The organism is Halomonas sp. B23F22_20 (assembly GCF_043496985.1).
In the GTDB taxonomy this organism is placed as follows: Bacteria; Pseudomonadota; Gammaproteobacteria; order Pseudomonadales; family Halomonadaceae; genus Halomonas.
Window position 1 is genome coordinate 34,125 of the sequence record NZ_JBIEKH010000014.1, and the last position, 26,133, is coordinate 60,257.

Annotated in this window: 28 protein-coding genes; 18 read left to right on the top strand and 10 right to left on the bottom strand. The window is 67.6% G+C overall.

The window, feature by feature from the left end:
- Nucleotides 1–10: 10 nt before the first annotated feature.
- Complete coding sequence (locus tag ACGTN6_RS12870) at nucleotides 11–958, top strand: LysR substrate-binding domain-containing protein (RefSeq protein ID WP_394592115.1); 948 nt, start codon at nucleotides 11–13, stop codon at nucleotides 956–958.
- A 97-nt stretch (nucleotides 959–1,055) separates the two neighbouring features.
- Here the strand turns inward: ACGTN6_RS12870 and ACGTN6_RS12875 are convergent, their stop codons facing one another.
- Both ACGTN6_RS12875 and ACGTN6_RS12880 read right to left on the bottom strand, forming a co-directional pair.
- On the bottom strand, nucleotides 1,056–1,721 hold the full coding sequence (locus ACGTN6_RS12875) for a cell wall hydrolase (RefSeq protein ID WP_394592117.1): 666 nt from the start codon (nucleotides 1,719–1,721) through the stop codon (nucleotides 1,056–1,058).
- 166 nt (nucleotides 1,722–1,887) lie between these two features.
- Nucleotides 1,888–2,346: an HIT family protein gene (locus tag ACGTN6_RS12880; protein WP_394592119.1), complete on the bottom strand. Its 459-nt coding sequence runs from the start codon at nucleotides 2,344–2,346 to the stop codon at nucleotides 1,888–1,890.
- 127 nt (nucleotides 2,347–2,473) lie between these two features.
- On the opposite strand from ACGTN6_RS12880, the gene ACGTN6_RS12885 reads away from it, so the two are divergent.
- The 6 genes from ACGTN6_RS12885 to ACGTN6_RS12910 all read left to right on the top strand — a co-directional run bounded on the left by ACGTN6_RS12885 (nucleotide 2,474) and on the right by ACGTN6_RS12910 (nucleotide 7,761).
- Nucleotides 2,474–2,752, top strand: a complete 279-nt coding sequence (locus ACGTN6_RS12885) for a peptidylprolyl isomerase (protein WP_394592121.1) — start codon at nucleotides 2,474–2,476, stop codon at nucleotides 2,750–2,752.
- A 215-nt stretch (nucleotides 2,753–2,967) separates the two neighbouring features.
- The gene (locus ACGTN6_RS12890) at nucleotides 2,968–3,909 is read left to right on the top strand and encodes an ABC transporter ATP-binding protein (protein WP_394592123.1); all 942 of its coding nucleotides are present in this window, start codon (nucleotides 2,968–2,970) and stop codon (nucleotides 3,907–3,909) included.
- Entirely contained in the window at nucleotides 3,906–4,667 is a 762-nt protein-coding gene (locus tag ACGTN6_RS12895; protein WP_394592125.1) for an ABC transporter permease, read from the top strand. The genes ACGTN6_RS12890 and ACGTN6_RS12895 overlap by 4 nt, the downstream gene beginning before the upstream one ends.
- 69 nt (nucleotides 4,668–4,736) lie before the next feature.
- Complete coding sequence (locus ACGTN6_RS12900) at nucleotides 4,737–5,324, top strand: NAD(P)H-dependent oxidoreductase (RefSeq protein WP_394592127.1); 588 nt, start codon at nucleotides 4,737–4,739, stop codon at nucleotides 5,322–5,324.
- Nucleotides 5,325–5,406: 82 nt separating this feature from the next.
- Nucleotides 5,407–6,402, top strand: coding sequence for a nucleoid-associated protein (locus ACGTN6_RS12905; RefSeq protein WP_394592129.1), 996 nt, complete (start codon nucleotides 5,407–5,409; stop codon nucleotides 6,400–6,402).
- Nucleotides 6,403–6,564: 162 nt separating this feature from the next.
- Nucleotides 6,565–7,761 carry a GGDEF domain-containing protein gene (locus ACGTN6_RS12910; RefSeq protein WP_394592131.1) on the top strand — a complete coding sequence of 399 codons (1,197 nt, stop codon included), beginning with the start codon at nucleotides 6,565–6,567 and terminating at the stop codon, nucleotides 7,759–7,761.
- 37 nt (nucleotides 7,762–7,798) lie between these two features.
- Here the strand turns inward: ACGTN6_RS12910 and trxC are convergent, their stop codons facing one another.
- From trxC to ACGTN6_RS12930, 4 genes are all read right to left on the bottom strand, one after another.
- Entirely contained in the window at nucleotides 7,799–8,236 is a 438-nt protein-coding gene (gene trxC / locus ACGTN6_RS12915) for a thioredoxin TrxC (RefSeq protein ID WP_394592133.1), read from the bottom strand.
- 131 nt (nucleotides 8,237–8,367) lie between these two features.
- On the bottom strand, nucleotides 8,368–10,731 hold the full coding sequence (locus ACGTN6_RS12920; protein ID WP_394592135.1) for a DNA polymerase II: 2,364 nt from the start codon (nucleotides 10,729–10,731) through the stop codon (nucleotides 8,368–8,370).
- 55 nt (nucleotides 10,732–10,786) lie between these two features.
- Nucleotides 10,787–11,548 (bottom strand): metallophosphoesterase, encoded by a 762-nt coding sequence (locus ACGTN6_RS12925; RefSeq protein ID WP_394592137.1) that lies wholly within the window; start codon nucleotides 11,546–11,548, stop codon nucleotides 10,787–10,789.
- A 22-nt stretch (nucleotides 11,549–11,570) separates the two neighbouring features.
- Nucleotides 11,571–12,209, bottom strand: coding sequence for a LysE family translocator (locus ACGTN6_RS12930; protein WP_394592139.1), 639 nt, complete (start codon nucleotides 12,207–12,209; stop codon nucleotides 11,571–11,573).
- Between the two features lie 459 nt (nucleotides 12,210–12,668).
- Here ACGTN6_RS12930 and ACGTN6_RS12935 point away from each other — a divergent pair, with 459 nt between their 5' ends.
- The 4 genes from ACGTN6_RS12935 to ACGTN6_RS12950 all read left to right on the top strand — a co-directional run bounded on the left by ACGTN6_RS12935 (nucleotide 12,669) and on the right by ACGTN6_RS12950 (nucleotide 16,045).
- Nucleotides 12,669–13,556 (top strand): NAD(P)-dependent oxidoreductase, encoded by an 888-nt coding sequence (locus tag ACGTN6_RS12935; RefSeq protein ID WP_394592141.1) that lies wholly within the window; start codon nucleotides 12,669–12,671, stop codon nucleotides 13,554–13,556.
- A gap of 173 nt (nucleotides 13,557–13,729) precedes the next feature.
- Complete coding sequence (locus tag ACGTN6_RS12940) at nucleotides 13,730–14,377, top strand: hypothetical protein (protein ID WP_394592143.1); 648 nt, start codon at nucleotides 13,730–13,732, stop codon at nucleotides 14,375–14,377.
- Entirely contained in the window at nucleotides 14,374–15,117 is a 744-nt protein-coding gene (locus ACGTN6_RS12945; protein ID WP_394592145.1) for a DUF3307 domain-containing protein, read from the top strand. Before ACGTN6_RS12940 ends, ACGTN6_RS12945 begins: the two co-directional genes overlap by 4 nt.
- Before the next feature lie 4 nt (nucleotides 15,118–15,121).
- Entirely contained in the window at nucleotides 15,122–16,045 is a 924-nt protein-coding gene (locus ACGTN6_RS12950) for an N-acetylmuramoyl-L-alanine amidase (RefSeq protein WP_394592146.1), read from the top strand.
- On the opposite strand, the gene ACGTN6_RS12955 is transcribed toward ACGTN6_RS12950, so the two are convergent.
- A complete protein-coding gene (locus ACGTN6_RS12955; protein WP_394592148.1) occupies nucleotides 15,964–16,599 on the bottom strand; it encodes a helix-turn-helix domain-containing protein in 636 nt (211 codons plus the stop codon). The two genes, ACGTN6_RS12950 and ACGTN6_RS12955, sit on opposite strands and share 82 nt — an antisense overlap.
- 156 nt (nucleotides 16,600–16,755) lie before the next feature.
- On the opposite strand from ACGTN6_RS12955, the gene ACGTN6_RS12960 reads away from it, so the two are divergent.
- The 3 genes from ACGTN6_RS12960 (at nucleotide 16,756) to ACGTN6_RS12970 (ending at nucleotide 19,579) form a co-directional block, all read left to right on the top strand.
- Nucleotides 16,756–17,967, top strand: coding sequence for a benzoate/H(+) symporter BenE family transporter (locus ACGTN6_RS12960; protein ID WP_394592150.1), 1,212 nt, complete (start codon nucleotides 16,756–16,758; stop codon nucleotides 17,965–17,967).
- A 107-nt stretch (nucleotides 17,968–18,074) separates the two neighbouring features.
- Entirely contained in the window at nucleotides 18,075–18,671 is a 597-nt protein-coding gene (locus ACGTN6_RS12965; protein ID WP_394592152.1) for a GNAT family N-acetyltransferase, read from the top strand.
- Nucleotides 18,668–19,579 carry a carbon-nitrogen hydrolase family protein gene (locus ACGTN6_RS12970; RefSeq protein ID WP_394592153.1) on the top strand — a complete coding sequence of 304 codons (912 nt, stop codon included), beginning with the start codon at nucleotides 18,668–18,670 and terminating at the stop codon, nucleotides 19,577–19,579. The genes ACGTN6_RS12965 and ACGTN6_RS12970 overlap by 4 nt, the downstream gene beginning before the upstream one ends.
- A gap of 4 nt (nucleotides 19,580–19,583) precedes the next feature.
- On the opposite strand, the gene ACGTN6_RS12975 is transcribed toward ACGTN6_RS12970, so the two are convergent.
- Complete coding sequence (locus ACGTN6_RS12975) at nucleotides 19,584–20,522, bottom strand: LysR family transcriptional regulator (protein WP_394592155.1); 939 nt, start codon at nucleotides 20,520–20,522, stop codon at nucleotides 19,584–19,586.
- Between the two features lie 88 nt (nucleotides 20,523–20,610).
- Between ACGTN6_RS12975 and ACGTN6_RS12980 the strand changes: the two genes are divergently transcribed.
- Both ACGTN6_RS12980 and ACGTN6_RS12985 read left to right on the top strand, forming a co-directional pair.
- The gene (locus ACGTN6_RS12980) at nucleotides 20,611–21,042 is read left to right on the top strand and encodes a DMT family transporter (protein WP_394592157.1); all 432 of its coding nucleotides are present in this window, start codon (nucleotides 20,611–20,613) and stop codon (nucleotides 21,040–21,042) included.
- Nucleotides 21,043–21,053: 11 nt separating this feature from the next.
- A complete protein-coding gene (locus ACGTN6_RS12985) occupies nucleotides 21,054–21,542 on the top strand; it encodes a DMT family transporter (RefSeq protein ID WP_394592159.1) in 489 nt (162 codons plus the stop codon).
- 32 nt (nucleotides 21,543–21,574) lie between these two features.
- Here ACGTN6_RS12985 and ACGTN6_RS12990 read toward each other — a convergent pair whose 3' ends face one another.
- The gene (locus tag ACGTN6_RS12990; RefSeq protein WP_394592161.1) at nucleotides 21,575–23,110 is read right to left on the bottom strand and encodes an acetyl-CoA hydrolase/transferase family protein; all 1,536 of its coding nucleotides are present in this window, start codon (nucleotides 23,108–23,110) and stop codon (nucleotides 21,575–21,577) included.
- Between the two features lie 241 nt (nucleotides 23,111–23,351).
- On the opposite strand from ACGTN6_RS12990, the gene ACGTN6_RS12995 reads away from it, so the two are divergent.
- Complete coding sequence (locus tag ACGTN6_RS12995; protein WP_394592163.1) at nucleotides 23,352–25,064, top strand: proline--tRNA ligase; 1,713 nt, start codon at nucleotides 23,352–23,354, stop codon at nucleotides 25,062–25,064.
- 19 nt (nucleotides 25,065–25,083) lie between these two features.
- On the top strand, nucleotides 25,084–25,740 hold the full coding sequence (locus ACGTN6_RS13000) for a transglycosylase SLT domain-containing protein (RefSeq protein WP_394592165.1): 657 nt from the start codon (nucleotides 25,084–25,086) through the stop codon (nucleotides 25,738–25,740).
- Between the two features lie 96 nt (nucleotides 25,741–25,836).
- On the opposite strand, the gene ccoM is transcribed toward ACGTN6_RS13000, so the two are convergent.
- The gene (gene ccoM, locus ACGTN6_RS13005; protein WP_394592167.1) at nucleotides 25,837–25,956 is read right to left on the bottom strand and encodes a cytochrome c oxidase subunit CcoM; all 120 of its coding nucleotides are present in this window, start codon (nucleotides 25,954–25,956) and stop codon (nucleotides 25,837–25,839) included.
- Nucleotides 25,957–26,133: the final 177 nt, after the last annotated feature.

A 26,133-nucleotide genomic window follows, 5' to 3' on the forward strand; every position in this document is an offset into this window, starting at 1 on the left:
GGACGATAGAATGCGAGACCTCAATGACCTCTACTACTTCGTCCAGGTGGTGGACCATGCCGGCTTCGCGCCCGCGGGCCGTGCCCTGGGCATCCCCAAGTCGAAGCTGAGCCGACGCGTCGCCCAGTTGGAAGAACGCCTGGGAACGCGCCTGGTCAACCGCTCCACGCGCCACTTCTCGGTGACCGAACTGGGCCAGGCCTACTACCGGCACTGCGTGGCCATGCTGGTGGAGGCCGAAGCCGCCGAGGAGCTGATCGAGCGGCACCGGGCAGAACCCCAGGGCAACGTTCGCCTCAGCTGTTCCCCCAGCGTGCTTCACTACCTGATCACGCCGCTGCTGGTGCGCTTCATGGCCCAGTGCCCCAAGGTCAACGTCCAGGTGGAGGCCGCCAGCCGACGCGTCGACGTGGTCAAGGAGGGATTCGACCTGGCCATCCGCATTCGTTTCCCGCCGCTGGAGGACAGCGACCTGACCATGAAGGTACTGGCCCAGAGCCCCCAGCGGCTGATGGCCGCCCCGGCACTGTTCGAGACTCACCCCCGGCCAAGGGTGCCCGCCGACCTGCCCCGTCTGCCGAGCCTGGACTTCGAGCAGTTCGCCGGACAGCACTGCTGGGACCTGGTCGGACCTGACGGGGCAAGCGCCCGAGTCCAGCATCGCCCGCGCCTGGTCACCGACAGCGCCGAAACCCTGCACGAAGCGGCCCTGGCGGGAATCGGCGTGGTCAAGCTGGCGCTGCTGGTCGGCGGATGCGACCTGGCCGCCGGTCGACTGATCGACGTGCTGCCGGGGTGGTCGCCGCGGGGCGGCATCCTGCATGCGGTCTTCCCCTCTCGGCGCGGACTGCTGCCCTCGGTGCGGGCGCTGCTGGACTTCCTCGAGGAAAATATCGCAGCCGAAGACGTGGCAAACCGGTTTCCCGATCTGAACGACGGTGAGGTTCGACGGCCCTAGGTTGTGTGCGAAAAGTCGGCGAGCGATGGCCAGACAAGGCAAAAATCGGTGAAAAGACGGAGTTTACGTGGTGTAAATGAGTACTTTGAGCCGATTTTTAACGCCGTATGGGCAAGCGCAGACAGTTTTCGTACAGAACCCAGCGCGCCGCACCGTCCTGCGGCCTATAGAAGGCGAATCCGCCGACATCGACCGTCTTGGTGTAGTGGGTCGCCCAGTCGGGCAGCATCTTACGGTGGTGAAAGTACAGGGCGCCGTCGGTGCGATCCGGTAGCTGCTGGTTCAGGGCTCGCCGGGCAATTTCCTTGGAAATATCATAGGCGCCCTCCTCGTCCGCCTCGTCGACGCGCCCATCGCACCACCAGGAAAATTGGCAGGTGCCCTGCTCGAGGCCCTGCCGGACGACACCGCACACGGTATCGGGAAAGCCCCCGTGGGCGAGGCGGTTGATCACGACGTTAGCCACCGCTTCCATGTCGGCGGCCGCCTCGCCCCGCGCCTCCCAGTAGATGGTGCGCGCCAGGCAGGTGAGAGCATCGTCCAGGGGCTGTTCGCCCTCGGGGTCGACCGCCTGGGCCTCGGACTTCTCGATGGCCATGCCCGGCACAATCGGCCCGGGATCGTTTTCCTCCACCACCGTCTCTTCCAGATGCTCCGCCTTGCGCTCGGCGGCCTCCGCCTCATCCGATCGCTCCGCTCCCGGCAGCGGCATCGGGATCAGGAGGGCGAGGCACAGCAGAAGGCAGCACGGAGAGCGATGCATGATGGGGATCTCAACGACGTCCGCGTAGGGACCCGGGGAACGAGCGGTCGCGATACGCACAGTGTAGCGTGACGAAGGACCAGCCGTGCCATGGCGAGGACGGCAACGCCTTAAGGCGGCCCAGAGAGCCGCCCGAAGGCCATGGTCGACTTCTGATATGGAGGCGTTAGGCAAAACCGCGAATATGCGCCGCCAGCCGGGCCAGTTGCGCATCGTCGGCTCGGCAATAATCGTGGGAGGAGAGATAGCCTTCGTAGCGGTCGAAGAACTTGTCCACCCGCGACTCCACGGGCTGGAAGGCGGCATCGTTGCCGGTGCCGTGCATGGGAAACAGCTTGCTGTGCAGGTGATCGACGCCGTAGCCCTCGAAGAACATGCCGGTGCGAGCGACGCCATCAAGGGAAGCGTCCAGCAGGCGTGCCACCCGCTTGGTGGCGAGCATCAGCCCGGTCAGCACCTCATCCGGCTGATCGAAGGCATAGCTCGAGTAGTGAGCCTTGGGGATCACTACGGAGAACCCCGGCGTGTTGGGAAAGATGGACAGGAAGGCCAGGTGATCGCGGTCTTCCCAGATCATGTGGCAGGGTGCCCGGCCGGCGACGATGTCGCAGAAGATGCAGCTCATGCGAGTTCCTCCTTGAACGCTGAACCACCCGGAAGACGACGACGCCGTAGCAAGCCCCCAGGGGCGTGACGGCATGTTATTCTCCAGGTTCATTCCAGAGCCTACCCTACCCGCCAAGGAGATTCCCATGACCAAGGCCACCGCCCGCCATATTCTGGTCGCCAGCGAAGAGCAGTGCCAAGCCCTCAAGACCGAGATCGAGAACGGTCGCGACTTCGCCGAGGTCGCCCGCGAGCATTCCCAGTGCCCGTCCGGCCAGCAGGGCGGCGAGCTCGGCAGCTTCGGCCCCGGCCAGATGGTCCCCGAGTTCGACAAGGTGGTGTTCTCCGCCGACCTGAACCAGGTCCAGGGCCCGGTGAAGACCCAGTTCGGCTACCACCTGCTGGAAGTCACCAGTCGCGGCTAATTGCCTCGTACCAGGCAGCACAAGGCCGCGCCGGGAAACCGGCGCGGCCTTTTATCGTCGGGCGTCCCGAGCCGCTCCCCGGAGCTAGCCGACCAGCGGGCAGGCATGGCAGGCCCTCGAGGCGCGTCATGCCTGTGCCTCCAGGGCCGGGAAAACGTTAAGGTATTGCAGGACCCCGATGCGATTCGGGGCAGACGACCAGGGAGGTATCGAGCTTGAGCGAGCACAGCGTGATCCGCGTGGAGGGCCTGTCGAAGACCTACGACAGCGGCTTCCAGGCCTTGAAGAACGTCGACCTCGAGATCCGCCGCGGCGAGATCTTCGCCCTGCTCGGTCCCAACGGCGCCGGCAAGACTACGCTGATCAGCGTGATCTGCGGCCTGGTCAATGCCAGCGCCGGCCGGGTGCTGGTGGCAGGACACGACAACGTGGGGGAGTATCGCCACGCCCGCAGTCTGATCGGCCTGGTGCCCCAGGAATTGACCAGCGAGGCCTTCTCCACGGTGTGGGACACGGTGAGCTTCAGCCGCGGGCTGTTCGGCAAGCCACGGGATCCCGCTCACATCGAACGAGTACTGAGGTCGCTGTCGCTGTGGGACAAGCGCCGCAATCGCCTGATCACCCTCTCCGGCGGCATGAAGCGCCGGGTGCTGATCGCCAAGGCATTGGCCCACGAGCCCGAGATACTGTTTCTCGACGAACCCACCGCCGGGGTCGACGTGGAACTGCGTCGTGACATGTGGGAGGTGGTACGGGGGCTGCGCGAACGCGGCGTGACCATCATCCTCACCACTCACTACATCGAGGAGGCCGAGGAGATGGCCGACCGCATCGGCGTGATCCGGGCGGGCGAGCTGGTGCTGGTGGAGGAGAAGCGCGAGCTGATGCGACAGCTCGGCCGCAAGGAACTGACCCTGCAATTGCGTGAGCCCCTCGAGCGCCTGCCGGCTGGGCTCAACGGCCACCAACTGGCGCTTTCCGAGGACGGCCAGGCGCTGATCTACACCTATGAGAGCCGCCGCAACGGCGACGACCAGGCCGGCATCGCCGAGCTGTTGGCCGACCTGGATGCCGCCGGCGTCCGCTTCAAGGACCTTCATACCCGGCAGAGCTCGCTGGAGGAAATCTTCGTCAGTCTGGTCAGGGAGGACGCATGAACCTGGAATCCGTGAGGACCATCTATGTCGCCGAGATGGCGCGCAGCCTGCGCACCGTACTGCAGAGCATCGTCTCGCCGGTGATCTCCACCTCGCTCTACTTCGTGGTGTTCGGCGCCGCCATCGGTACGCGCATCAGCGAGGTGGAGGGCGTGAGCTATGGCGCCTTCATCGTGCCAGGGCTGATCATGCTGATGCTGTTGACCCAGAGCGTCTCCAACGCCTCCTTCGGCATCTTCTTCCCGCGCTTCTCGGGCTCGATCTACGAGATTCTCTCGGCACCGATCTCCTATTTCGAGGTGGTGCTCGGTTTCGTCGGCGCGGCGGCCACCAAGTCGGTGATCCTGGGGTTGATCGTGTTGGGCACGGCGAGCCTGTTCGTGCCCTTCTCGATCGCCCACCCGCTGGTGATGCTGCTGTTCCTAGTCCTCACGGCGGTGACCTTCAGCCTGCTGGGTTTCATCATCGGCATCTGGGCCGACGGCTTCGAGAAACTGCAGCTGGTGCCGCTGCTGGTGATCACCCCGTTGACCTTCCTCGGCGGCACCTTCTACTCCATCGACATGCTCCCGCCGATCTGGCAAGCGGTGACGCTGGCCAACCCGGTGGTATACCTGATCAGCGGCTTTCGCTGGAGCTTCTACGGAATGGGCGACGTCAGCATCTGGGCCAGCCTGGCGATGGTGGCGCTGTTTCTGATGGTGGCGCTGGCCGTGGTGAGCTGGATCTTCCGTACCGGCTATCGCCTCAAGCCTTGACCCGGCGCAAGTCGCCCGCTTGCCGCCCCGGCTAGGCTGACGATACGTCATCCGCCGGGGAGCCGGGCCATGTCCTCACGCATCCTGATCCTGCAGGGCCATCCCGATCATTGCGCCGAACACCTTTGCCATGCCCTGGCCGACCACTACCGGCGCGGGGCCGAGAAAGCCGGCCATGAGGTCGCGCAACTCGACATCGCCACGCTCGACGTGCCGCTGCTGCGCAGCCGGCAGGAGTGGCAGGCCAGCATGCCGAGCGAGCCACTGGCCGAGGCCCAACGCGCCATCCTGCACTGTGATCACCTGGTGATGGTATTTCCCCTGTGGCTCGGCGACATGCCGGCCATGCTCAAGGCCTTCCTCGAGCAGGTGCTGCGCCCTGGCTTCGCCTTCGAATACGAGGCCGGTGACCCGCTGGGCCACAAGGGCCTCACCGGACGCTCGGCGAGAATCATCGTCACCATGGGCATGCCATCCGTCATCTACCGCCACCTCTACCGAGCCCACAGCGTCAAATCCCTGGAGCGGAACATCCTCGGCTTCGTGGGCTTCGCCCCGGTCCGCGAGACGCTGATCGGCTCGGTAGACAACCAGGACGAGACGGCCCGGGCACGCTGGTTCGAGCATCTGGAGCGGCTGGGCGCCGCCGCCCGCTGACGACCGCAGGCGGCGCCAGCCGCTATCGTCGTCGCGCCGCGCCGGGTATCATCCCCTCCCCCGTCCACCGAGGGAGGTCCCCATGCCGATCCTGCACAGCATTATCCATCGTATCGACAAGGGAGACGGCGAGACGCCGGCACGCCTGGTGCCCGCCGATGCGCCGCTGTCGCCGTCCACGGCCCTGGACGACCTGCTGGCGAAGCTCAACGACGCCTATCACGGCAAGGCCAAGAACTGGGGACGCTTCGCCGAGGAGGAACCAGCCGCCTTTCCCGCCGAACTGGCGGCATTTCTCGCCGGCGAGCGCGACTTCCCGGCCCTGACTCGGGCTCTGGCCGAGCGGCTCGCCCCGCTGATCGACGATCACCTGCCGGTGGGCGGCCACCTGTTGTGCGTGGACCACCGTCAGGGCGATGCCCGCTATCTGATCCTGGCGCTGCTGCACCACCGGGAAGGCTTCGCCATCGACGAGTCGCTGGGCGTGGTGCCCGACCGCCAGCTCAACCTGGCGCAGATGACGCTCGCCGCCCGGCTCGACATCGGCCAGTGGCAGGCCGGCTCGGCGTCGCACCCCTACCTGTCCTGGACTCGCGACCGGGGCGGCAAGAAACTCGCCGAAGCCTTTGCCGAGACGCTGGGGGCCCGCGAGCAGCGCGACGCCGGCGAGGAGACGCGCACCCTGCTCAAGGCCTTCAGCGACTACGTCGAGCACGAGGATCTCCCCGAGGAGGCCAGCCGAGAGAAGACCGACACCCTGGTCGACTATGCCAGCGATCAGGCACGGCTCGGGGAGCCGATCACTCTGGAAGAGCTCTCGGAGCTGGTCGATGAAGAGCGCCCCAAGGCCTTCTATGAGCACATCCGCAACAGCGACTACGGGCTGGCACCGGAGATCCCGCCGGACAAGCGAACCCTGAACCAGTTCCGACGCTTCACAGGTCGTGCCGCGGGCGTCTCGATCAGCTTCGACTCGCACCTGCTCGGCGCCGCGGTGGAGTATGACGAGGAAGGCGACCGGCTGATCATCAAAAAGGTGCCGAACGGCCTGCGCGACCAGCTCAAACGTCGGCAATAGGCGCCGAATTCTCCACCAGGCTACCCGCTCCCCGTCGAGACGAGTCATGCCTTCGGCCCTCTGAAGCATGAGTTTTTTCGTGTCGTCATCCCCTGTCGCCCCGGCTAACTTTTCTAAGAAGCAGGGAGGGGAAAAATGCGATACAGAAAAAACGGGGAGGCCATGACCCCCTGGAGCGGCGAGTTCACGAATCGTCGTCAGGAAGCTGCCTTTCGACGCTCGGTGCGCGATACCACCGCCGGTCTGTTGCGCGCCGCCATGCTGACGGCAGCGCTGCTGTTCTTGGTGCTGGGTGTGGCAGATTTTCCCCGTCTCGGCCCGACCGACAGCTTCTTCCAACTGCTCGGACTGCGGCTGCTGGCAGCCGCCGGTTGCCTGCTGACCTGGTGGGCCGTTCGCCGCAACCCAGACCTGACCTTTCGCTTCGCACCGCTGAATCCGGTGATCTGGCTGGGCTGTACGGTGCTCATCCTGATCGTGCCCCTGGGGCCGGACACGCTCAGCACCCACGCACCTTCCGCGGCCGTGGCGGTGATGGCCCTGTATCTCTTCGTGCCCAACCGGGTGCCGTGGATGGTCGCCGCCAGCCTCTACCTGACGCTCGGTTTCCTGGCGACCACGGCGCTATGGGTATCAACCCCTCCCAGCGTGGTCCTGGTCCAGTCGCTGGTGCTGGGCTTTGCCAATGTGGTCGGCTTCTTGAGTGCGCGCCGCCTGGCGCGCCTGCAGCGCCGGCAATATGCCTCACTGCTCGACGAGCGCGCCTACTGCCGGCGCCTCCAGGGAGAGATTCGAGAACGTGCCCGCCTGGAGCAGCGCCTGCGGCACATGGCCGGTACCGATGAACTTACCGGCCTGGATAACCGCCGCCGCTTCTTCGAGCGCGCCGAACATGCCTTGCACCGTACGCGGCGTCACGGCAGCCCCATGACCCTCTGCATGATCGACCTGGACCACTTCAAGACCATCAATGATCGCTACGGACACGCCGTCGGGGATCGCGTCCTGGTCCAGGTGGCCGGCCAGTGCCGCCGACATATCCGGGATATCGACATCATCGGTCGCATCGGCGGCGAGGAGTTCGTCATCGCCTTCCCCGACACCGACCTGGGTAAGGCCCTGGACATCAACGAACGCCTGAGACGCTGCATCGAGGCCACACCCACGCTGGACCTGGATGTCCACGAACCACTTTCCGTCACCATCGGCATCGCCTGCATCGAGCCCGGAGAGACGACGCTGACTCCAGCCCTGCACAGGGCCGATGCCGCGCTCTATCGCGGCAAGGCCCTGGGCCGTAACAGAGTGATGGTCCACGGCGTCGAGGACGAACCACGCCTTGTCGTGGTAGACGGCTGAGACGCAGGTGACCAAGACGCAGGTGACCAAGACAATGTCAGTCGAGGTATGGCTTCAGCCACTGGTACAGTTGCCGACCCTGGAGAAGCCCCGATTGTCGCGCCACCTCACGCCCATCCTTGAACACCATCAAGGTCGGAATGCTACGGATACCGAATCGCCCGGCCAGGGCCTGTTCCGCCTCGGTATCCAGCTTGGCGAAACGCAGGCGTGGCTCGAGCTCCCTGGCAGCCTCGGCGAACACTGGCGCCATCATCTTGCAGGGCCCACACCAGCTGGCCCAGAAATCCACGACCACCGGCAAGGTGCCGCGCTCGACCAGGGCCGAAAAATTGCCGGCAGTCAGTGTGACGGGCTCCCCGGTAAACAACGGCTGCCGGCACTTCCCGCACCTGGGGGCCGACGCCAAACGCTCGGCCGCGACGCGATTGACGGCGGCACAGTGGGCACAGCCCACCAGCAAGGGCTCGGACATGGCAGGACTCCGATGTGAGACATGTCTGGATGACGATGCCGTCTCCGCCGCTTTCCGGCAATCCCTGTCGGGCCATCGCGCGCAGAATGTCGCTCAGCCATACGCCACGCTCGTGGCGAAGACGATCGGACTCAGAATAGCCCGAGCTGGCGATCGATCAGGGTCGCGAAGTCGTCGCCCACGAAGGGCAGGATGGCATCCGCCACCGGCTGCAGCTGGCTGGCCAGGTAGTGATCGGTGTCGATGGCCGAGCGCCGCTGTTCCAGGGGCTCCGGCCCCGCCACCGTCATCACGTAGCGGATCCAGCCGCCCTGCTGATACTGGCGCGGCCGCCCCAGCCGGTCATTGAGCTCGTCGGCGAGTCGCGCCGCCCTCACGTGAGGCGGCACGTTGCGCCGGTATTCGGCGAGGGGGCGCCGCAGCCGCTTGCGATAGACCAGTCGATCGTCGAAGTCGCCGGCCACCGTGCGGCGCACGTAGTCCTGCACGAAGTCCCGATGGGACTCGCCGGCGAAGATGCGCCGGTAGAGTTCCTGCTGGAAGACCTTGGCCAGAGGTGTCCAGTCACTGCGCACGCTTTCCAGCCCCTTGAAGACCATCCGTTCTTCCCCATCCGAGTCGCGCATCAGCCCGGCATAGCGCTTCTTGCTGCCCGCCTCGGCGCCGCGTATGGTCGGCATCAGAAAGCGCCGGTAATGGGTCTCGAACTGCAGTTCCAACGCACTCTCCAGGCCGTATTCCCGGGCCAGATGATCGTGCCACCAGGCATTGACGCGCTCCACCAGGCGCCGACCGATCGCCGACGCCTGCGCTTCCGGATGCTCGCCACCGAGCCACACGAAGGTGGAGTCGGTGTCGCCGTAGATAACGGTATATCCCTCGACCTCTATCAGCGCCCGGGTGCGGCGCATGATCTCGTGGCCACGCATGGTGATCGACGAGGCCAGGCGAGCGTCGAAGAAGCGGCAGCCCTTCGACCCCAGCACGCCATAGAAACTGTTCATGATGATCTTCAACGCCTGGGAGAGCGGCGCGTTGCCCGCTCGCTTGGCCGCCTCGCGCCCTTCCCAGACGCGCGCCACGATGTCCGGCAGGGCGTGTCGCGAACGCGAGAAGCGTGCCCCGCGATACCCCGCCACCGAGGCCGCGTCCGTGGGCTCGGCGAGCCCTTCCACCAGCCCCGCCGGATCGATCAGAAAGCTGCGGATGATCGAGGGATACAGGCTCTTGAAATCGAGCACCAGCACCGAGTCGTAGAGGCCGGGACGCGAATCCATGACGAAGCCGCCGGGGCTCTCGGCGGCTTCTGCCTCTCCGAGGTTCGGCGCCACGAACCCCAGGCGGTGCAGGCGCGGCAGGTAGAGGTGGGTGAAGGCCGCCACCGAGCCGCCGTTGCGATCGGCGGGCAGCCCGGTCACGGTAGCCCGTTCCAGCAGGAAGTCGAGGAGCTCGGTCCTGGCGAAGATCCGGGTCACCAGCTCGCAGTCCTTGAGGTTGTAGCGCGCCAGCGCCGGCTTGTCCTCGGCGAACATGCGCAGGATGTCCTCGAGGCGCTGGTAGGGGTTATCGATGGCCTTGCCCTCGCCAAGCAGCGCCTGGGCGACGGCTTCCAGTGTGAAGGAGGGGAACTGCCAGGTCGCCGAACGCAGGGCCTCGATGCCATCGATGATCAGCCGACCGGCCGCCGAGGCGACGATGCGATTGGTCTGATGTCCCAGGGCATGGCACTCCAGCTCGGCGCCGCCACGGCCCAGGCGCAAGGGCACGCCGAGCCGCCGGGCGTGTTCCTGCAGAATCCGCAGGTCGAACTGCACCAGGTTCCAGCCGATGATCGCGTCGGGGTCGTGTTCGACGAACCAGCGGTTCAGTCGCTGCAGGAGCGCCGCTCGGCTATCGCAGTAGTCGAGGCGGAAGTCGAGATCCTCGGCCGTACCGTTGGCCGGGCCCAGCATGAAGACCTGCCGCTGACCAACACCCTCCAGGGCGATGGAGTACAGCTCGCCGCTCCCGCTGGTCTCGATGTCCAGCGACACCATCGTGAGCCGCGGACGATAGTCCGGTGCCGGCTTGAGCCGCGCAGCCATCAGGCCGCCCTCGCCATCGGGTGAGCCGGTCACCGAAACGGGCGCGGTGATGAAGCGCTCCATCAGATAGCGCTCCGGCGGCCGAATATCGGCCTCGTAGAGCTCCACGCCGGCGTGCTTCAGGCGCCGCTGCAGGGCGGTCAGGCGTCGATGCTGTTGGCAGTAGAGGCCCAGCACCGGGCGCAGGTGGAAGTCGCGCAGCGAGAGTGAACGCAGCTCGACGCCGGCCTCGGCGTGCAGCACGGCCTCGGCGCGCCGGCGCTGAGCCGCCGGCAGGAAGGCCACCGACGGCTGTGGCGGCACGCTCACCCTCAGGGCTCCCTCCTCGGTGGCCAGCCACAGTACCACCTCGTTGCCCTCGGGCGTCTCCTGCCAGTGCCGGCTCAGGATGAACCCCTGCCGTGTCGCCACCGCTGCTCCTCGTCTCCCCTCGTGTCGGCATGATCTTACCGCGCCGTCGGTGGCCTCACACCTCGATCACCAGGTCGGGGATGAAGCGCGGCGGCTCGAGCTCGCCCGGGTAGCCGCCGGGATTGGCCACGATCCGGGTACCGGCCACCCGGAGATCCACCGGTTCATGCACATGGCCATGGATCCACAGGTCCATCCGCCCCATCAGCGACGACAGCCGGGAGGCGAAGGCCGGCGACAGGGGATCGCCGCGATAGCGCTGCGGGATGCAGTCGGCCAGGGGCGCATGGTGGCTGATCACTACCCGCCTGCCGGCGAAAGGCCGGGCCAGTTCCCGGGTCAACCAGGCCATCGACTCGGCATGCAGTCGACGGCTCTGCTCGGGGGTGAACACCGCCCCCGAGGGCTGCTCGATGATGCGATAGTCCGGCATCCAGCGCAGCGCCGCCTGCTCCGTCTCGGCAGGGTCGTAGCCCGGATCATCGTCATACAGCGCACAGTCGGTCCACAGGGTGAGCCCATGGAAACGCACGCCTCCCAAGGTAAGGCTCCGGGAATCCAGCAGGTGGATGCCGAGCCGCTCGGCTTCCGAAACCAGCTCGGCGCGCAGGGTTTCCATGCAGCTGTCGTAAAACTCATGGTTGCCAGGCACGTAGAGGATCGGCAGGCCCGCGAAGTGGTCGGCGGCCCAGGCAAGTCCTCGACACCCGACATGGATGTCGCCGGCCAGCACGATCACGTCGGCGTCGACTCGAGGCAGATCGCGCCCCGCGTCGAAGTGCTCGAGATGCAAATCGGAGAGCACCCGGAGTCGCATGTTTCTTCCGCGCCCCGTTGGCTCAGCTTCGACCGCTCAGGGCCAGGCGCATGCCCAGGCCGATGAACAGCGCACCCAGGCCCCGTTCGAGCCAGGCGCCCAGCCGTCGCTGGCCACGCAAGGCACCGGCCAGTCGCGCGCCGAGCAGCACCAGGGGCGGCTCGATCAGCGCGGCCACGGCGATGATCAACGCCCCGTGCAGGGCCAGCTGCAGGCTCGCCGGCCCGGCCCCGTCCACCACGAACTGGGGCAGGAAGGCCAGGAAGAAGATCGCCACCTTGGGATTGAGCAGCGAGACCAGCACCCCCTGGCGATATATCGCGCCGGGGCGAAGGATAGCCGCCGGCGTCGCCGTCGACTCTCCGTCGCCGGCACCTCGCAGCGCCTGGATCCCCAACCACACCAGATAGGCCGCCCCGATCCACTTCACCAACGAAAAGGCCAGTGCCGAGGTGGCCAGGATGGCGGACAGGCCCAGGGCCGCCATGATCACGTGGCCTCCGGCGCCGCTCCACACGCCGAGCATGGCGGCCACGCCACCTCGTCGGCCATGACGCGCCGTCTGGCCGAGAATGAAGGCCATGTCAGGCCCCGGCGCCAGGTTCAGCAGCACCGCGGCAGATAGGAAGGTCATCCAGTGAGTCAGGGTATAGTCCAACATTGACGGGGATCTCGGTGAGCAGAGGCAAGAGCCTCACTACGCTAGGCAAGTCCAGGCAGCGCGTCCAGTGGCCCGGCCTAGCCGCATAAAAAAAAGCCTCCCCGAAGGGAGGCCAGTTGGAGCACGCCAGCTCACTCGTCGTGTCGATTGCCTTACAGCGACGCAACAACAATCGACGTCACGACCGGATCCGGGTCCCGGGCACGGGAGGATCCGGCCGCCGACAGTTAATGCAGTACAAAAGTCGAACCAACTTCTCTCATAAACCATAAAATCATATAGTTACAAAAAAATCATCGCCTTCGCACCGCGCCAGGCATCGCACGGCTTCTCTACCATGCACCATCAGGCTCCATTAACTTGCCGCCCCGCATCATCCTGGCACATACCGCCCCGATACTTGATGGAAATCCCTTCCATGGAGCATTCTGGCGTTTTATCCAAGCGCGGAGACCTTCCATGTCCCAACCTCGCCTCGGCTTCATCGGTATCGGCCTGATGGGCGATCCCATGACCCGTCGCCTGCTGGCCGCCGGTTTCGCTGTCAGCGTCTGGAACCGCTCGCCGGACAAGACCGCCGGCGTGGCCTCCGCCGGCGCTCGCGTGGCCGGATCACTCGGCGAACTCGTCGAACACTCGGACGTCCTCCTGCTGTGCCTGGCCAATACCGCCGTGGTCGAGGCAGTGGTGTTCGGCGAGGATGGCGTGGCCACCCACGCCCGCCCGGGTCAATGCCTGATCGATCTATCCAGCAGCGACCCTGCCGCCACGCGTGACTTCGCCGCCCGGATGAAGGCCGAACGCGGTGTCGACTGGGTGGACGCGCCGGTCTCCGGCGGCGTAGCCGGCGCCGAGGCCGGGGAGCTTGCCATCATGTGCGGCGGTGCCGCCGAGGACATCGAGGCCGCGCGCCCCGTGCTCGCGCCGTTGGCCTCCCGCGTGACCCATATGGGGCCGGTGGGCAGCGGCCAGGTGACCAAGGTCTGCAACCAGATGATCGTCGGCTGTCAGGCCGCGGTGATCGCCGAGACGATCGCCATGGCCGAAGCCAGCGGTGTGGATGCGACCCGACTCGACGAGGCGTTGGGCGGCGGTTTCGCCGACTCCAAACCGTTCCGCATCCTCGCGCCACGCATGGCAGCGCGCGACTTCACCGCCCCGCCCTGGCACCTTCGCACCCTGCTCAAGGATCTGGACATGGCGGTGGCGCAAAGCGGGCGAGTGACCAGCGCCACGCCGATGAGCGCCCTGGCGGCTCAGTTGATGCGCGCCCACGCCGCCAGTGGCCATGCGGAGGCGGATCCGGCGACCCTGGTCGAGGCCTATCGCCCCCGGGACAGCGACTGAGTGCTCAGCGCAGTTCTCGAGCCGTTGGCCACCCGCAGCTGGCCGGCTGGCCACCAGATAGCCATAGGCCGTGAGGGCAATACCAAGAAATTATAGCCATTCAAGGCTATTAACTTGAAAAATAGCCTTAAAGGGCTATTTTTATGGATCAACGGAACACGAGAGACCGCCCCATGGCCATCCGCCTCGCCGTGCTCACCGGCGATGTCATCGACTCGCGCCGCATCGACGACGCCCGGCGGCTTCGCCGGGTGCTCGATGCCGTTCTGACGCGTCTCGCCGACCGCCACGATGGCGCCTACCAGCGCTACAGGGGCGACGGCTTCCAACTCGCACTGGGCCGCGCCGATGCGGCCCTGGACGCCGCCATGGCGCTGCGCGCGGCGCTGATTGCAAACTCGGAGGCAGACCGACGCTGGGATGCCCGCCTGGCGATTGCGGTGGGCCGCGACCGATGGCGTCCGGGGCACGACCTGGCTTCGGCCGACGGCCCGGTGTTCGTGGCTTCGGGCCAGGCCCTGGATACGCTGGCCGAGGGAGACGCACATCTCTCCCTGAACCTGACCGACGGCCCCATCGAGCCATGCCAGACGCTGCTGCTACGCTATCTCGACGCCCTGGTCGATGGCTGGTCGCCCTACGCCGCCGAAATCGTCGGTCTGCGCCTGGAGCACGACGAGACGCAGCAGGCCCTGGCCCAGCGCCTCGGCATTCGCCAACCCAGCGTCCACAAGAGGCTACGGGCCGCGCGCTGGCCGCTCGTGGCCGATACCCTGACGCACTTTCGCGAGCGCTTGGCCCGGGAGGACTCAACCCCATGACCCCCACGGCACTGGCAACGCTGATCGCCCTGATCATCGCCCACCTGGTCGGCGACTTCCTGCTCCAGCCGCGGCGCTGGGTGGAGGCGCGCCAGCGCGACAAGGCACTCGCCGGTGTCCTCTACCTTCACGCCGGGCTGCACGGGCTACTGGCGTTGGCCGTATTGATCGTCGCCGGCATCGAACCGCTCGCCGCCGTGGCCCTGGCCTTGACCATCGCCGCGAGCCACGCGCTGATCGACCTGGGCAAGGCCCACCTGGATCCGCGTCGCCTGGCCTGGTTCTTGGTCGACCAGGCCCTGCACCTGGCCGTGCTGGTCGGCGTCTGGCTGATCTGGCAGGGCAGCCTGGCGCCGCTGCTCGCGGTCATCGACTGGCTGGCCCGCCCCGAGGTGCTGACCCATGCCTTGGCCTATCTGCTGGTCACCCGCCCCATGGCCATCGCCATCGCACTGGCCATGCGCCCCTGGAGCGAGGAGGTCACGGACCCGGGCACCCTGGTCGCCGCCGGTGCGCGCATCGGCATCCTCGAACGGCTGCTGGTGCTGACCCTGGTGCTGCTAGACGAGCTCACCGCGGTAGGCTTCCTGCTGACCGCCAAGTCGGTGCTGCGCTTCGGTGACCTGCGCGCCCGCCGCGACCGCAAGCTCACCGAATACGTGCTGCTGGGCACCCTGCTCAGCGTCACCGCCACCCTGGCGCTCGGTCTGCTGGTGCGCCAGCTACCCTGGAGCGGTTGAAGCCATGCACCGCCGTCTATCCCTGACCCTGGCGATCCTCGCCGCCCTGCTGCTCGGCGGCTGCGCCGGCGGGCAAGGGCCCGTGGAGAGTGACGGCTACGCCATCGACGACCGCCACCCATCCAGCGCCCACTCCAGCCGGGTGCGCTTTATCGTGCTGCACTACACCGACGAAAACGAGGCGACCTCGCTCGAGATCCTCTCCGGGCCGCGAGTCAGCGCCCACTACCTGGTGCCGCAGCGGCCCGACCGAGCGCTCGGCGCGCCGAGGATCTACCGCCTGGTCGACGAGTCCCGCCGCGCCTGGCACGCCGGCACCAGCGCCTGGGCGGGGCGCACCCACCTAAACGACAGCTCGCTTGGCATCGAACTGGTCAATGCCGGGCCGAATCGACTCCCCGACGCCTCACCGGGCGAAGGTCCGGTGACCTGGGCACCCTTTCCCGAGGCCCAGATAGAAGCGCTGATCGCTCTGCTCCGGGACCTGATCACGCGCCACGATATCTCGCCCACCGGCGTGCTGAGCCACGCCGAGATCGCGCCCACCCGCAAGATCGATCCGGGGCCGGCCTTCCCCTGGCAACGCCTGTATGCGGCCGGCATCGGCACCTGGCCGGCGGACGCCGACATCGCGCGCTTCCGCCGGGCCTTCGCCGAGGCGCCACCGCCGCTCGACATGCTGCAGCGGGCGCTCGCGGCCTGGGGGTTCGCGGTGTCGGCCAACGGCGAGCTCGATGACGCGACCCGGGGCGCGCTGCGCGCCTTCCAGATGCGCTATCGACCCGATGATTATCGCGGCCGGCCGGACACCGAGACCGCCGCCCGGCTGTGGGCACTACTGACCCGCTATCGCCCGGAGGCGCTGTCCGACTCGGGGCTCGACTCACCGGCATCGAAACCTGGGGCGACACCAGAGCCGCGAGGATAGTGGATGACGTCGTGGAAGCGCGCCGGCTCCAGGCCCGGGTTGCGATAGGCGTGGGGCCGGTCCGCGGCGAAGCGCAGCCCCTCGCCCGTGGCCAGGCGATGCCAGACACCGTCCACCCGCACCTCCAGCTCGCCCTCGATCACCACCAGATGCTCCACCACGCCCGGCGCGTGGGGCGCCGACTCGCTGACCGCGCCCGCAGCCAGGGTGCCCACCAGCAGCTCGAAGCCGAGCCCTGAGTCGAAGGGAAACAGCGGCACCGCCGTCATGCCGGCGGCGTCGCCCCCACCGGTCGGCGCGACCTGACGCGCGGCTCCGGCCGCGCCATCGTCCGGCGCGAGGGCCTCGGATTCGAACAGGCTCGAGAACGGCACGCGGAAGCCGCTGGCGATCTTCCACAGCGTCGCCACCGTGGGGCTCGATTCGCCGCGTTCGATCTGACCCAGCATGGCCTTGCTGACCCCGGTCTCCCGGGCGGTGCGCTCGAGGCTCCAGGCCTCGGCGCGGCGCAGCGTCCTGAGCCGTTCGGCGATGTGCTGCGAGATCTCCTGCATCGGCCTCTCCCGGTAACGTGCGGACATTCGGATAGATGAAAAGGCGCCATTGTAGCGCGGCCCTCAAGGTGTGCATGCCCATTTGTGCGTTATAGCGCACGATGCTAGGGTAGCGCCATCGTGCGCTATAACGCACAGCCATCCGGAGCCCCTGCCATGTCAACGCCGCGCCCCGCCACCGCCGAACGTCCCTCGCTGTGGCGCGACAGCAGCCTGTCGACCCTCACCGCCGGCTTCATCGCCGTGCTGATCGGCTACTCAAGCTCGGCGGCGATCATCGTCCAGGCCGCCGAGGCGGCCGGCGCCAGCCAGGTCGAGATCGGCTCCTGGCTGTGGGCGCTGGGGATCGGCTCCGGCGTCACCACCCTGGTCTTCTCGCTGCGCTACCGCATGCCGCTGCTCACCGCCTGGTCGACCCCGGGCGCGGCGCTGCTCGCCACCAGCCTGCCGGGGCTGCCGATGAGCGAGGCGATCGGCGCCTTCCTGTTCTCGTCGCTGCTGATCACCCTGTGCGGTGTGACCGGACTGTTCGAACGCCTGATGCACCGCCTGCCGCGAGCGCTGGCCTCGGCCATGCTGGCCGGGGTGCTGCTGCGCTTCGGGCTCGACCTGGTGATGACCGTGGAGCACCGGCTGGTGCTGCCGCTGACGATGGGGCTGACCTACCTGGTCGCCAAGCGGCTGTGGCCGCGCTATGCCATCCCGCTGGTGCTGGCCGCGGGCTGCCTGGTGGCCCAGGCCCAGGGCCTGCTGGATCTGGGAGCCATCACCCCGGCGCTGGCGGTGCCGGCCTATACGGCGCCGAACTTCGAGCTAGGCACCCTGATCGGCGTCGGCATTCCGCTGTTCGTGGTCACCATGGCCTCCCAGAACCTGCCCGGAGTGGCCGCCCTGCGTGCCGCCGGCTACCAACCGCCGATCTCGCCGCTGGTCGGCGGCACCGGGCTTGCCGGCCTCGCGCTCGCGCCCTTCGGCGGCTTCGCCCTCAATCTGGCGGCGATCAGCGCCGCAGTCTGCCAAGGCTCGGAGGCGCATCACGACCCACGGCGACGCTACGCTGCCGGGGTCGCGGCGGGCGGCTTCTATCTGCTGCTGGGGCTCTTCGGCGCCACCGTGAGCTCGCTGTTCGCGGCCCTGCCCGGCGAACTGGTGGTGGCCATCGCCGGCCTGGCGCTGCTGCCGACCCTCGGCGCATCGCTGGCCGACGCCCTGGACGATGCCGCCCAGCGCGACGCCGCCCTACTCACCTTCCTGGTCACCGCCTCGGGCATTGCGCTGGGCGGCATCGGAGCGGCCTTCTGGGGCCTCGTGGCCGGGCTGGTGGCGCTGGCCGTCGGCCGCTGGCGCGCCGCGGGCAGCGGTGCATGAGCCATGTCGCCCTTGGCACCGCTGGCGTCGTCGCCGCACTGCTTCGCCCCGGGCGCATCTGCTAAGGTGCCGCGACCCAATAACAAATCCCTCCCTGGAGCATACCCATGGCGAACCCGACTCTATCCATCTGCCGGGGACGCGACATCGCCCCGCACCTGCCGGCCCTGGCCCAACTGCGCATCCGGGTCTTCCGAGACTTCCCCTATCTCTACGACGGCGACGAAGCCTACGAAGCCAGCTACCTCGAGCGCTACGCCGCCAACCCGGAAAGCTTCTTCGTGCTGGCCTTCGACGGCGATACCCTGGTCGGCGCGGCCACCGGCCAGCCGCTGGACGACGAGGTCGAGGACTTCCGCGCACCCTTCGAGGCCGCCGGCTACCGCCCCGAAGGCGTCTTCTACTACGGCGAGTCGGTGCTGCTGCCCGAATACCGCGGCCGCGGCATCGGCAAGGCCTTCATGGAAGCCCGCGAGAGTCACGCCGAGAGCGAGGGCTTCGGTCATGCGGCCTTCTGCGCCGTGGAACGCCCGGTCGACCATCCGCTCAAGCCCGACGACTACCGGCCACTGCACGACTTCTGGAACGCCTGGGGCTATCGCCGCACACCGTCGCTCTCGACCTCCTTCGCCTGGAAGGACATCGATGCGGACGAGGAGACCGCCAAGCCGATGATCTTCTGGCTCAAGGCCCTGGATTCATGAACGCGAGCGGCCGGCCGACGGTGACCGTGGCGACCGCCCAGTATCCCATCGAGGCGTTCGCCAGCTTTGGCGACTTCCAGGGCAAGGCGGCGCGCTGGGTGCAGAATGCCGCGAGCCGGGGCGCCGAGCTGCTGGTGTTCCCCGAATACGGCGCCATGGAGCTGGCCTCGCTGCTGCCCGCCTCAGAGCAGGGCGACCTGGCGGCCCAGCTGCACGGCCTGCAGCCCTGGCGCGACGCCTTCGTCGAGACCTGGCGCGCGCTGGCCCGCGAGCATGGCGTGACCCTGCTCGCCCCCTCGCTGCCCTGGCGGCTCGACGACGGCCGCTTCGTCAATCGCGCCTGGCTGTGCGGCCCGGACGGCGATCTGAGCTTCCAGGACAAGCAAGTGATGACGCGCTTCGAGAACGACGAATGGGGCGTGGATGCCGGCCAAGGCCTCAGGGTCTTCGACACCCCGGCCGGGCGGCTGGGCGTGCTGATCTGCTATGACAGCGAGTTTCCGCTGCTGGCCCGGGCGCTGGTGGACGCCGGCGCAGATCTCTTGCTGGTGCCGAGCTGCACCGACACCGAGGCCGGCTTCCAGCGGGTACGGCTCAGCGCCCAGGCCCGCGCCATCGAGCAGCAGGTGGCGGTCGTGCACTCGCCGACGGTGGGCGAGGCGCTGTGGTCACCGGCGGTGGACATCAACATCGGCCGGGCCGGCGTCTACACGCCCTGCGACCATGGCTTCCCGCCCGACGGCGTGCTGACCCAGGCCCGGGACGCCACGCCCGGCTGGCAGCTGGCCCGCCTCGATCTGGCCGCGATCCGCGCCCTGCGCAACCACGGCCAGGTCAACAACCACGCCGACTGGTCTCTCCAGGACGCCTGCCTGGCAGCAGGCGTTGCCCACGAATCGCTCACCTAGCGACTCATCCGCCCGCCTCGAGGCGCGGCGACAGCCGCTCGCGCCGCGACATCAGGTCGTCGACGAAGGCAGCAACCTTGGAGGAGCGCAGCCGGTGCTCCGGAAAGATCAGGTGGATGGCATCGAGCCGCGGCCGATTGGCGACCTGCCAGTCGCGCATCACCGGCACCAGCGCTCCGCGCTCCAGCGCCTGCTGCAGCAGCCAGGTGGGGAACAGCACCAGCCCCTGACCCTGACACGCCGCCTCGCAGAGGCTCTCGGCGTTGTTGCTGCGCAGGTTGCCGTGGACCTCGACGGATCGGAACGCCTCCCGGTCATCGGGCCGCACATACCACGCTTCCCGCCCCCGGGTTCCCTTGTAGATCAGACAGTTGTGGTGGAGCAGATCGTCCGGGTGCTCGGGCCGGCCGTGGCGCGCCAGATAGCCCGGCGAGGCGGCGATGGTGAAATGCTGCGGGGCCAGCTCCCGGGCCACCAGGCTGGAGTCCTCCAGCGCGCCGATGCGAACCACCAGATCGGCGCCCTCCTGTACCGGATCGACCAGGGCGTCGGTCAGCGTCAGCTCCACCTCGAGCTCGGGATAGCGCGACTGGAAGCCCTCCAGCCAGGGGGCAATGTGCCGGCGACCGAAGGCTACCGGCGCATTGATGCGCAGCACGCCGCGGGGCGAGCGGGTCGCCCCCGCCACCTCCTCGGCGGCACCGTCCAAGAGCGCCAGCGCCTCGCTCACCTGCTCCAGATAGCGCTGCCCGGCCTCGGTGAGCCGCACCGCCCGTGAATGGCGATACAGCAGGCGCTGCCCGAGAGCGCGCTCGAGGGCGGCGATGCGCCGCGAGACCGACGACGGCGGCAGCTCGAAGGCCCGCGCCGCCTCGGTGAAGCTGCCGCCCTGGGCCACCCGGGCGAAGAGGCGCAGCGACAGCAGCTGAACATCATTGTCCATTTAGCAAAGAACCTTTGTCAGATCGCCGGATTGTTCCCATTAGAGCACATAAGTAGGGTAGGTCGCCTTCCCCATCACGGAGGCGAACATGCCACCCCTCGCAATACTGCTACTTGTGCTCTGCGTCGGCATGGGCCTGTCGGTGGAAGCCGGCCTGCTCGGCCCGCTCGGCGAACAGGTCGGCCATCTCTCGGCGACGCTGTCGATCTTCATGGTCGGCGGCCTGCTGCTCTCGCTGGCCATGGTGTTCAGCCGTGGCGTCTCGCTGGGCACGCTGTTCCGCCAGCCGCGCTGGCAGCTGATCGGCGGCCTGCTGGGGCCGATCTACGTGGTGGTGCTGACCGTCACCACCCCGCTGGTGGGCGTCGGCATCACCATGGTCGGCATCCTCTTCGGCCAGGTCGGCGCCAGCCTCGTCATCGACCACTTCGGCTGGCTGGGCAGCGAACGCCGCGCCATCGACGGCTATCGGGTCGGCGCCCTGGTGCTGATTCTCGCCGCCCTTTGGCTCATCCACTGAGGAGACCCGACATGCTGCTGACCCTGATCTTTCCCCTGCTGCTCGCCGGCGGCGCCGTGCTGGCCGCCCAGTCGTCCGTGAACGGCCGCCTCGGCGCCACCGTCGGCGTGCTGCCGAGCGCCTGGCTGACCTTCGTCATGGGCGCCGTGGTGACCTTCCTGCTGATGTTCTTCTTCGAGCCGCCCCATGAGGCGACGCTGTTCAGCGTGCCCAAGTGGCAGCTTACCGGCGCGCTGTTCGGCGTGGTCTACATGCTGGCCATCGTCTTCGCGGTGCCGCGGGTAGGCACCGCCGCCGCCACCGTGGCGGTGATTTCCGGCCAGCTGCTGATGAGCCTGTTGATCGACCACTTCGGCTGGCTGCACAACGACCGCCTGCCCTTCGACGCCTCGCGCCTGGCGGCGGTGGCGCTGCTGGCCGGCGCCCTGTGGCTGATCTACATGAGCAACGCCCGCCGGGAGCGTCGGCAGGCGTTGAATGAGGAGACGGCGTCGGGCTGACGCCGCCCGGAAGGCGGGGTTTTCGCGCGGCGTCAGGCCGAACGCGGCTCGACCTGCTCGATCAGCGAACGCATATGGCCGTCGCGCTGGGCGGCCAGATGCCAGGACAGCGCCGATTCAAGGCAGTGCGGCGTGTGGCCGCCACGCTCGCAGGCCCTGGCGAAGTAGTCCCGCAGCGCTGGGCGATAGCGCGGATCGGCGCAGCGCTCGATGATCACCTCGGCGCGCTCCCGCGGCGCCAGCCCCCTCAGGTCGGCCAGGCCATGCTCGGAGACCAGAATATCGACGTCGTGCTCGGTGTGGTCGACGTGGCTGGCGAAGGGCACGAAGCTCGACAGGTCCCCGCCCTTGGCCACCGACTTGGTGACGAACACCGACAGTTGGGCGTTGCGGGCAAAGTCTCCGGAACCGCCGATGCCGTTCATCATCTTCGAGCCGTTCACGTGAGTGGAGTTGACGTTGCCGTAGATGTCAGCCTCCAGCGCGGTGTTGACGGCGATCACCCCGAGCCGGCGCACGATGCCCGGATGATTGGAGAGCTCCTGGGGCCGCAGCACCAGACGGTCACGGTACTCGGCCAAGCGCGGCCAGACGCGCTCGCCGCAGGCCTCTGAGAGGGTGATCGAGCAGCCGGAGGCAAAATCGAGCTTGCCGGCGTCCAGCAGGTCGAAGGTGGAATCCTGGAGCACCTCGGAGTACATGGTCAGGTGCTCAAAGGGGCCCTCGGCCAAGCCGCACATCACCGCGTTGGCCATGCTGCCGATGCCGGCCTGCAGCGGCAGCAGCGACGACGTCAGGCGCCCGGCCTCGACCTCATCGGCGAAGAAGCCGATCAGGTGCTCGGCGATGCGCGCGGTATCGGCGTCCGGCGGCAGCACGGTGGAGGGGCTGTCCTTTCCCTCGGTGACCACGATGGCGGCGATCCGCGCCGGGTCGACGGGGATGGCCGTGGTGCCGATGCGCGATTCCGGCGCCACCACCGGAATCGGCGGGCGCGTCGGGCGCATGGCCGGCACGAAGATGTCGTGCATGCCCTCGAGCTCGGCGGGCGCGGCCAGGTTGAGCTCGACGATCACCTTGTCGGCCAGCAGCGCGTAGCTGGCCGAGTTGCCCACCGAGGTGGTCGGCACGATGCCGCCGTCCTCGGTGATCGCGCAGGCCTCGACCACCGCTACGTCCAGATCGGCGAGCTGATGGTTGCGCAACAGCTCGACCGTCTCGGAAAGATGCTGATCCATGAACATCACCCGGCCGTCGTTGATCGCCCGGCGCAGGGTGGTGTCCACCTGGAACGGCATCCGCCGCGCCAGCACGTTGGCCTCGGTGAGCAGGCGGTCCAGGTCGTTGCCGAGCGACGCCCCGGTCATCAGGGTGATCGACAGCGGATCGCGGGCGGCCCGCTCGGCCAGCGCCAGCGGCACCGCCTTGGCCTCGCCGGCCCGGGTGAAGCCACTCATCCCGACCGTCATGCCATCCTCGATCAGCGCCGCGGCCTGTTCGGCCGAATGGAGCCTGTCATGCCATTGCGGCCAGCGGCAGCGCTGCTGGATGCGATCGTTGTCGTACACGCCTGCAATCTCCTCGTCGGTGGGAAAGGAACCGTCGGAAGCGCCCGGCGGCCTGCCTTAATCATTTCACGCTAATAGATTGCCAGCTACACATAGCCGCCCACCTTCGACCAAAGGCGTAGTCACGCCGCCGCCGAGCGTCGCTTTTGCCGCCACTGGCGCTTGATCGTACAATGTCGTTCATATCCAGGCGGCCCGACCGCCCCTCCCTGACAGACGCTTTCGAGGACACCCCGGACCCATGCGCGCCACGCAACTGTTGATCTCCACCCTCAAGGAAACTCCCGCCGACGCCGAGGTGGTCAGCCACCAGCTGATGCTGCGCGCGGGGATGATCCGCCGCCTGACCTCAGGGCTCTATACCTGGCTGCCGCTGGGCCTGAAGACCCTGCGCAAGGTGGAACGCATCGTCCGCGAGGAGATGGATCGCGCCGGCGCCCAGGAAGTGCTGATGCCCGCCGTGCAACCCGCCGAGCTGTGGCAGGAATCCGGCCGCTGGGAGCAGTATGGCCCCGAGCTGCTGCGCCTCAAGGATCGCCACGATCGCGACTACTGCGTCGGCCCGACCCACGAGGAGGTGATCACCGACCTGGTACGCAAGGAGATCGCCAGCTACAAGCAGCTGCCGTCGAACTTCTATCAGATCCAGACCAAGTTCCGCGATGAGATCCGCCCGCGCTTCGGGGTGATGCGCTCCCGCGAGTTCATCATGAAGGATGCCTACTCCTTCCACATCGACGAAGCCTCGCTGATGGACACCTACCAGGTGATGTATGACGCCTACGTACGCATCTTCACCCGCCTGGGGCTCGACTTCCGCCCGGTGATCGCCGATAACGGTTCCATCGGTGGCACCGGCTCCCACGAGTTCCACGTGCTGGCAGACTCCGGCGAGGACGACATCGTGTTCTCCACCGAGTCCGACTACGCCGCCAACATGGAAAAGGCCGAGGCACTGGCGCCCCAGGGCGAGCGAGCCGCGCCGAGCGAGGAGCTGCGCCTGGTCGACACCCCTGACGCCAAGACCATCGCCGCGCTGGTCGAGCAGCATGGCCTGCCGATCGAGAAGACCATCAAGACGCTGATGGTGCGCGCCACGGAAGGCGGGCTGATCGCACTGCTGGTGCGCGGCGACCACGAGCTCAACGAGGTCAAGGCCGAGAACCTGCCCGAGGTGGCGAGCCCCCTGACCATGGCCACCGAAGAGGAAATCCGCGCGGCGGCGGGTGCAGGCCCCGGCTCCCTGGGCCCGGTCAACCTCGACATGCCGGTCATCATCGATCGCAGCGTGGCGATGATGAGCGACTTCGGTGCCGGCGCCAATATCGACGGCAAACACTATTTCGGCATCAACTGGGAGCGCGACCTGCCGCTGCCCCAGGTCGCCGACCTGCGCAACGTGGTCGAAGGCGATCCCTCCCCGGACGGCCATGGCACCCTGTCGATCAAGCGCGGCATCGAGGTCGGCCACGTCTTCCAGCTGGGCCAGAAGTACAGCGAGGCGATGAATGCCACCGTGCTCGACGCCAACGGCAAGGCCGCGCACCCGTGGATGGGCTGCTATGGTATCGGGGTGACACGCGTGGTGGCCGCCGCCATCGAGCAGAACCACGACGACGGCGGCATCATCTGGCCGGACGCCATCGCGCCCTTCCACATCGCCGTGGTGCCGATGAACGCCCACAAGTCGCAGCGGGTACGCGAAGAGAGCGAGCGCCTCTATCAGGAGCTCCGCGCCGCCGGCTTCGACGTATTGCTCGACGACCGCGATCTGCGCCCGGGCGTGCGCTTCGCCGACCAGGAGCTGATGGGCATTCCCCATCGCCTGGTGGTCGGCGATCGAGGTCTGGACAAGGAAGAGCTGGAATACAAGGGACGCCGTGACAGCGAGGCCACCATGGTCCCCGCCGGGGACATCCTCGCGTTCCTGCGCGAGCGAATCGAGGTCCAATAAGCTCCGGCTCCCGGCCGCCATGCTGCTGGCGGTCGGCGGCCTGGGCCTGACGACGCCGCTTCCCGCCCGGGAAGCGGTCGACTTCCTCGAGGCCCTCGCCCTTCCCTCGCCTTGGGCCCAGGCAACGACCGAGGAGGCGACGCCCCCGCCTGCGACCCTGCGTCCGACCCTCGCCGCCGCACGTCAGGCACCTCTCGCGCCAGCTGCGGTATGGGCGGCCCGCCAATGGCTCGACGACATGGCACCGCGCCTGGCCCGCTTCGTGCCCGACCGGGCGCGACGCCGGGCCCTGCTGGCCCGCGTTCACCAGGAAGCCCGGCTGGCCGGCCTGGCACCCGAGCTGGTGCTGGCAGTGATCCAGATAGAGAGCGCCTTCCGCGCCGACGCGGTGTCCTCCGCAGGCGCCGTCGGCCTGATGCAGATCATGCCATTCTGGATCCGCGAGTTGGGGCTGCCTGCCGACGACCTGAAGGATCCCGGGCGCAACCTGCGCTATGGCTGCACCATCCTGGCCCACTACCTGGCAGTGGAAAACGGCGATCTGACCCGAGCGCTGGCCCGCTACCACGGCAGCCTAGGCGAAACCCGATACCCCGAGCGGGTGATGCACGCCCTGGCGACTCGCTGGACCCCCTCCGATCCGGCACTTCCGCGTCGCCTGACCGCCGATCGCTGACCGCGTATCTGGCGCCACGAAAAAAAAAGCCGATCCCGAAGGATCGGCCCAGTGGGGGGTAGCCCCCCCCTCCCCTGACGACTGTGGAACGGTGGATCAGCGCTTCCTATTGCGACGATGGTGGTCGCGGATGACGAAGGCAATCCAGCCGCCCATGAAGGCGATCATCATGCCGACGGTGGCAAGCCCGAAGATCACGGCGTCATCCCAGTACATGGCGCTTGCCTCCCGTCGCGATGTGATGGCTTCACTCTAGCGGTACGCCCCGGGCGATACGCTGATCTGCGTCAAGTGCACCACCCGCTGTGAACATGCCGGCCGTCTAGGCTTGATCCAGGTCAGTTTCACGCTCCAGCGACGCTGCTGATGGAAGATCATCGGTCCTGGAAACGG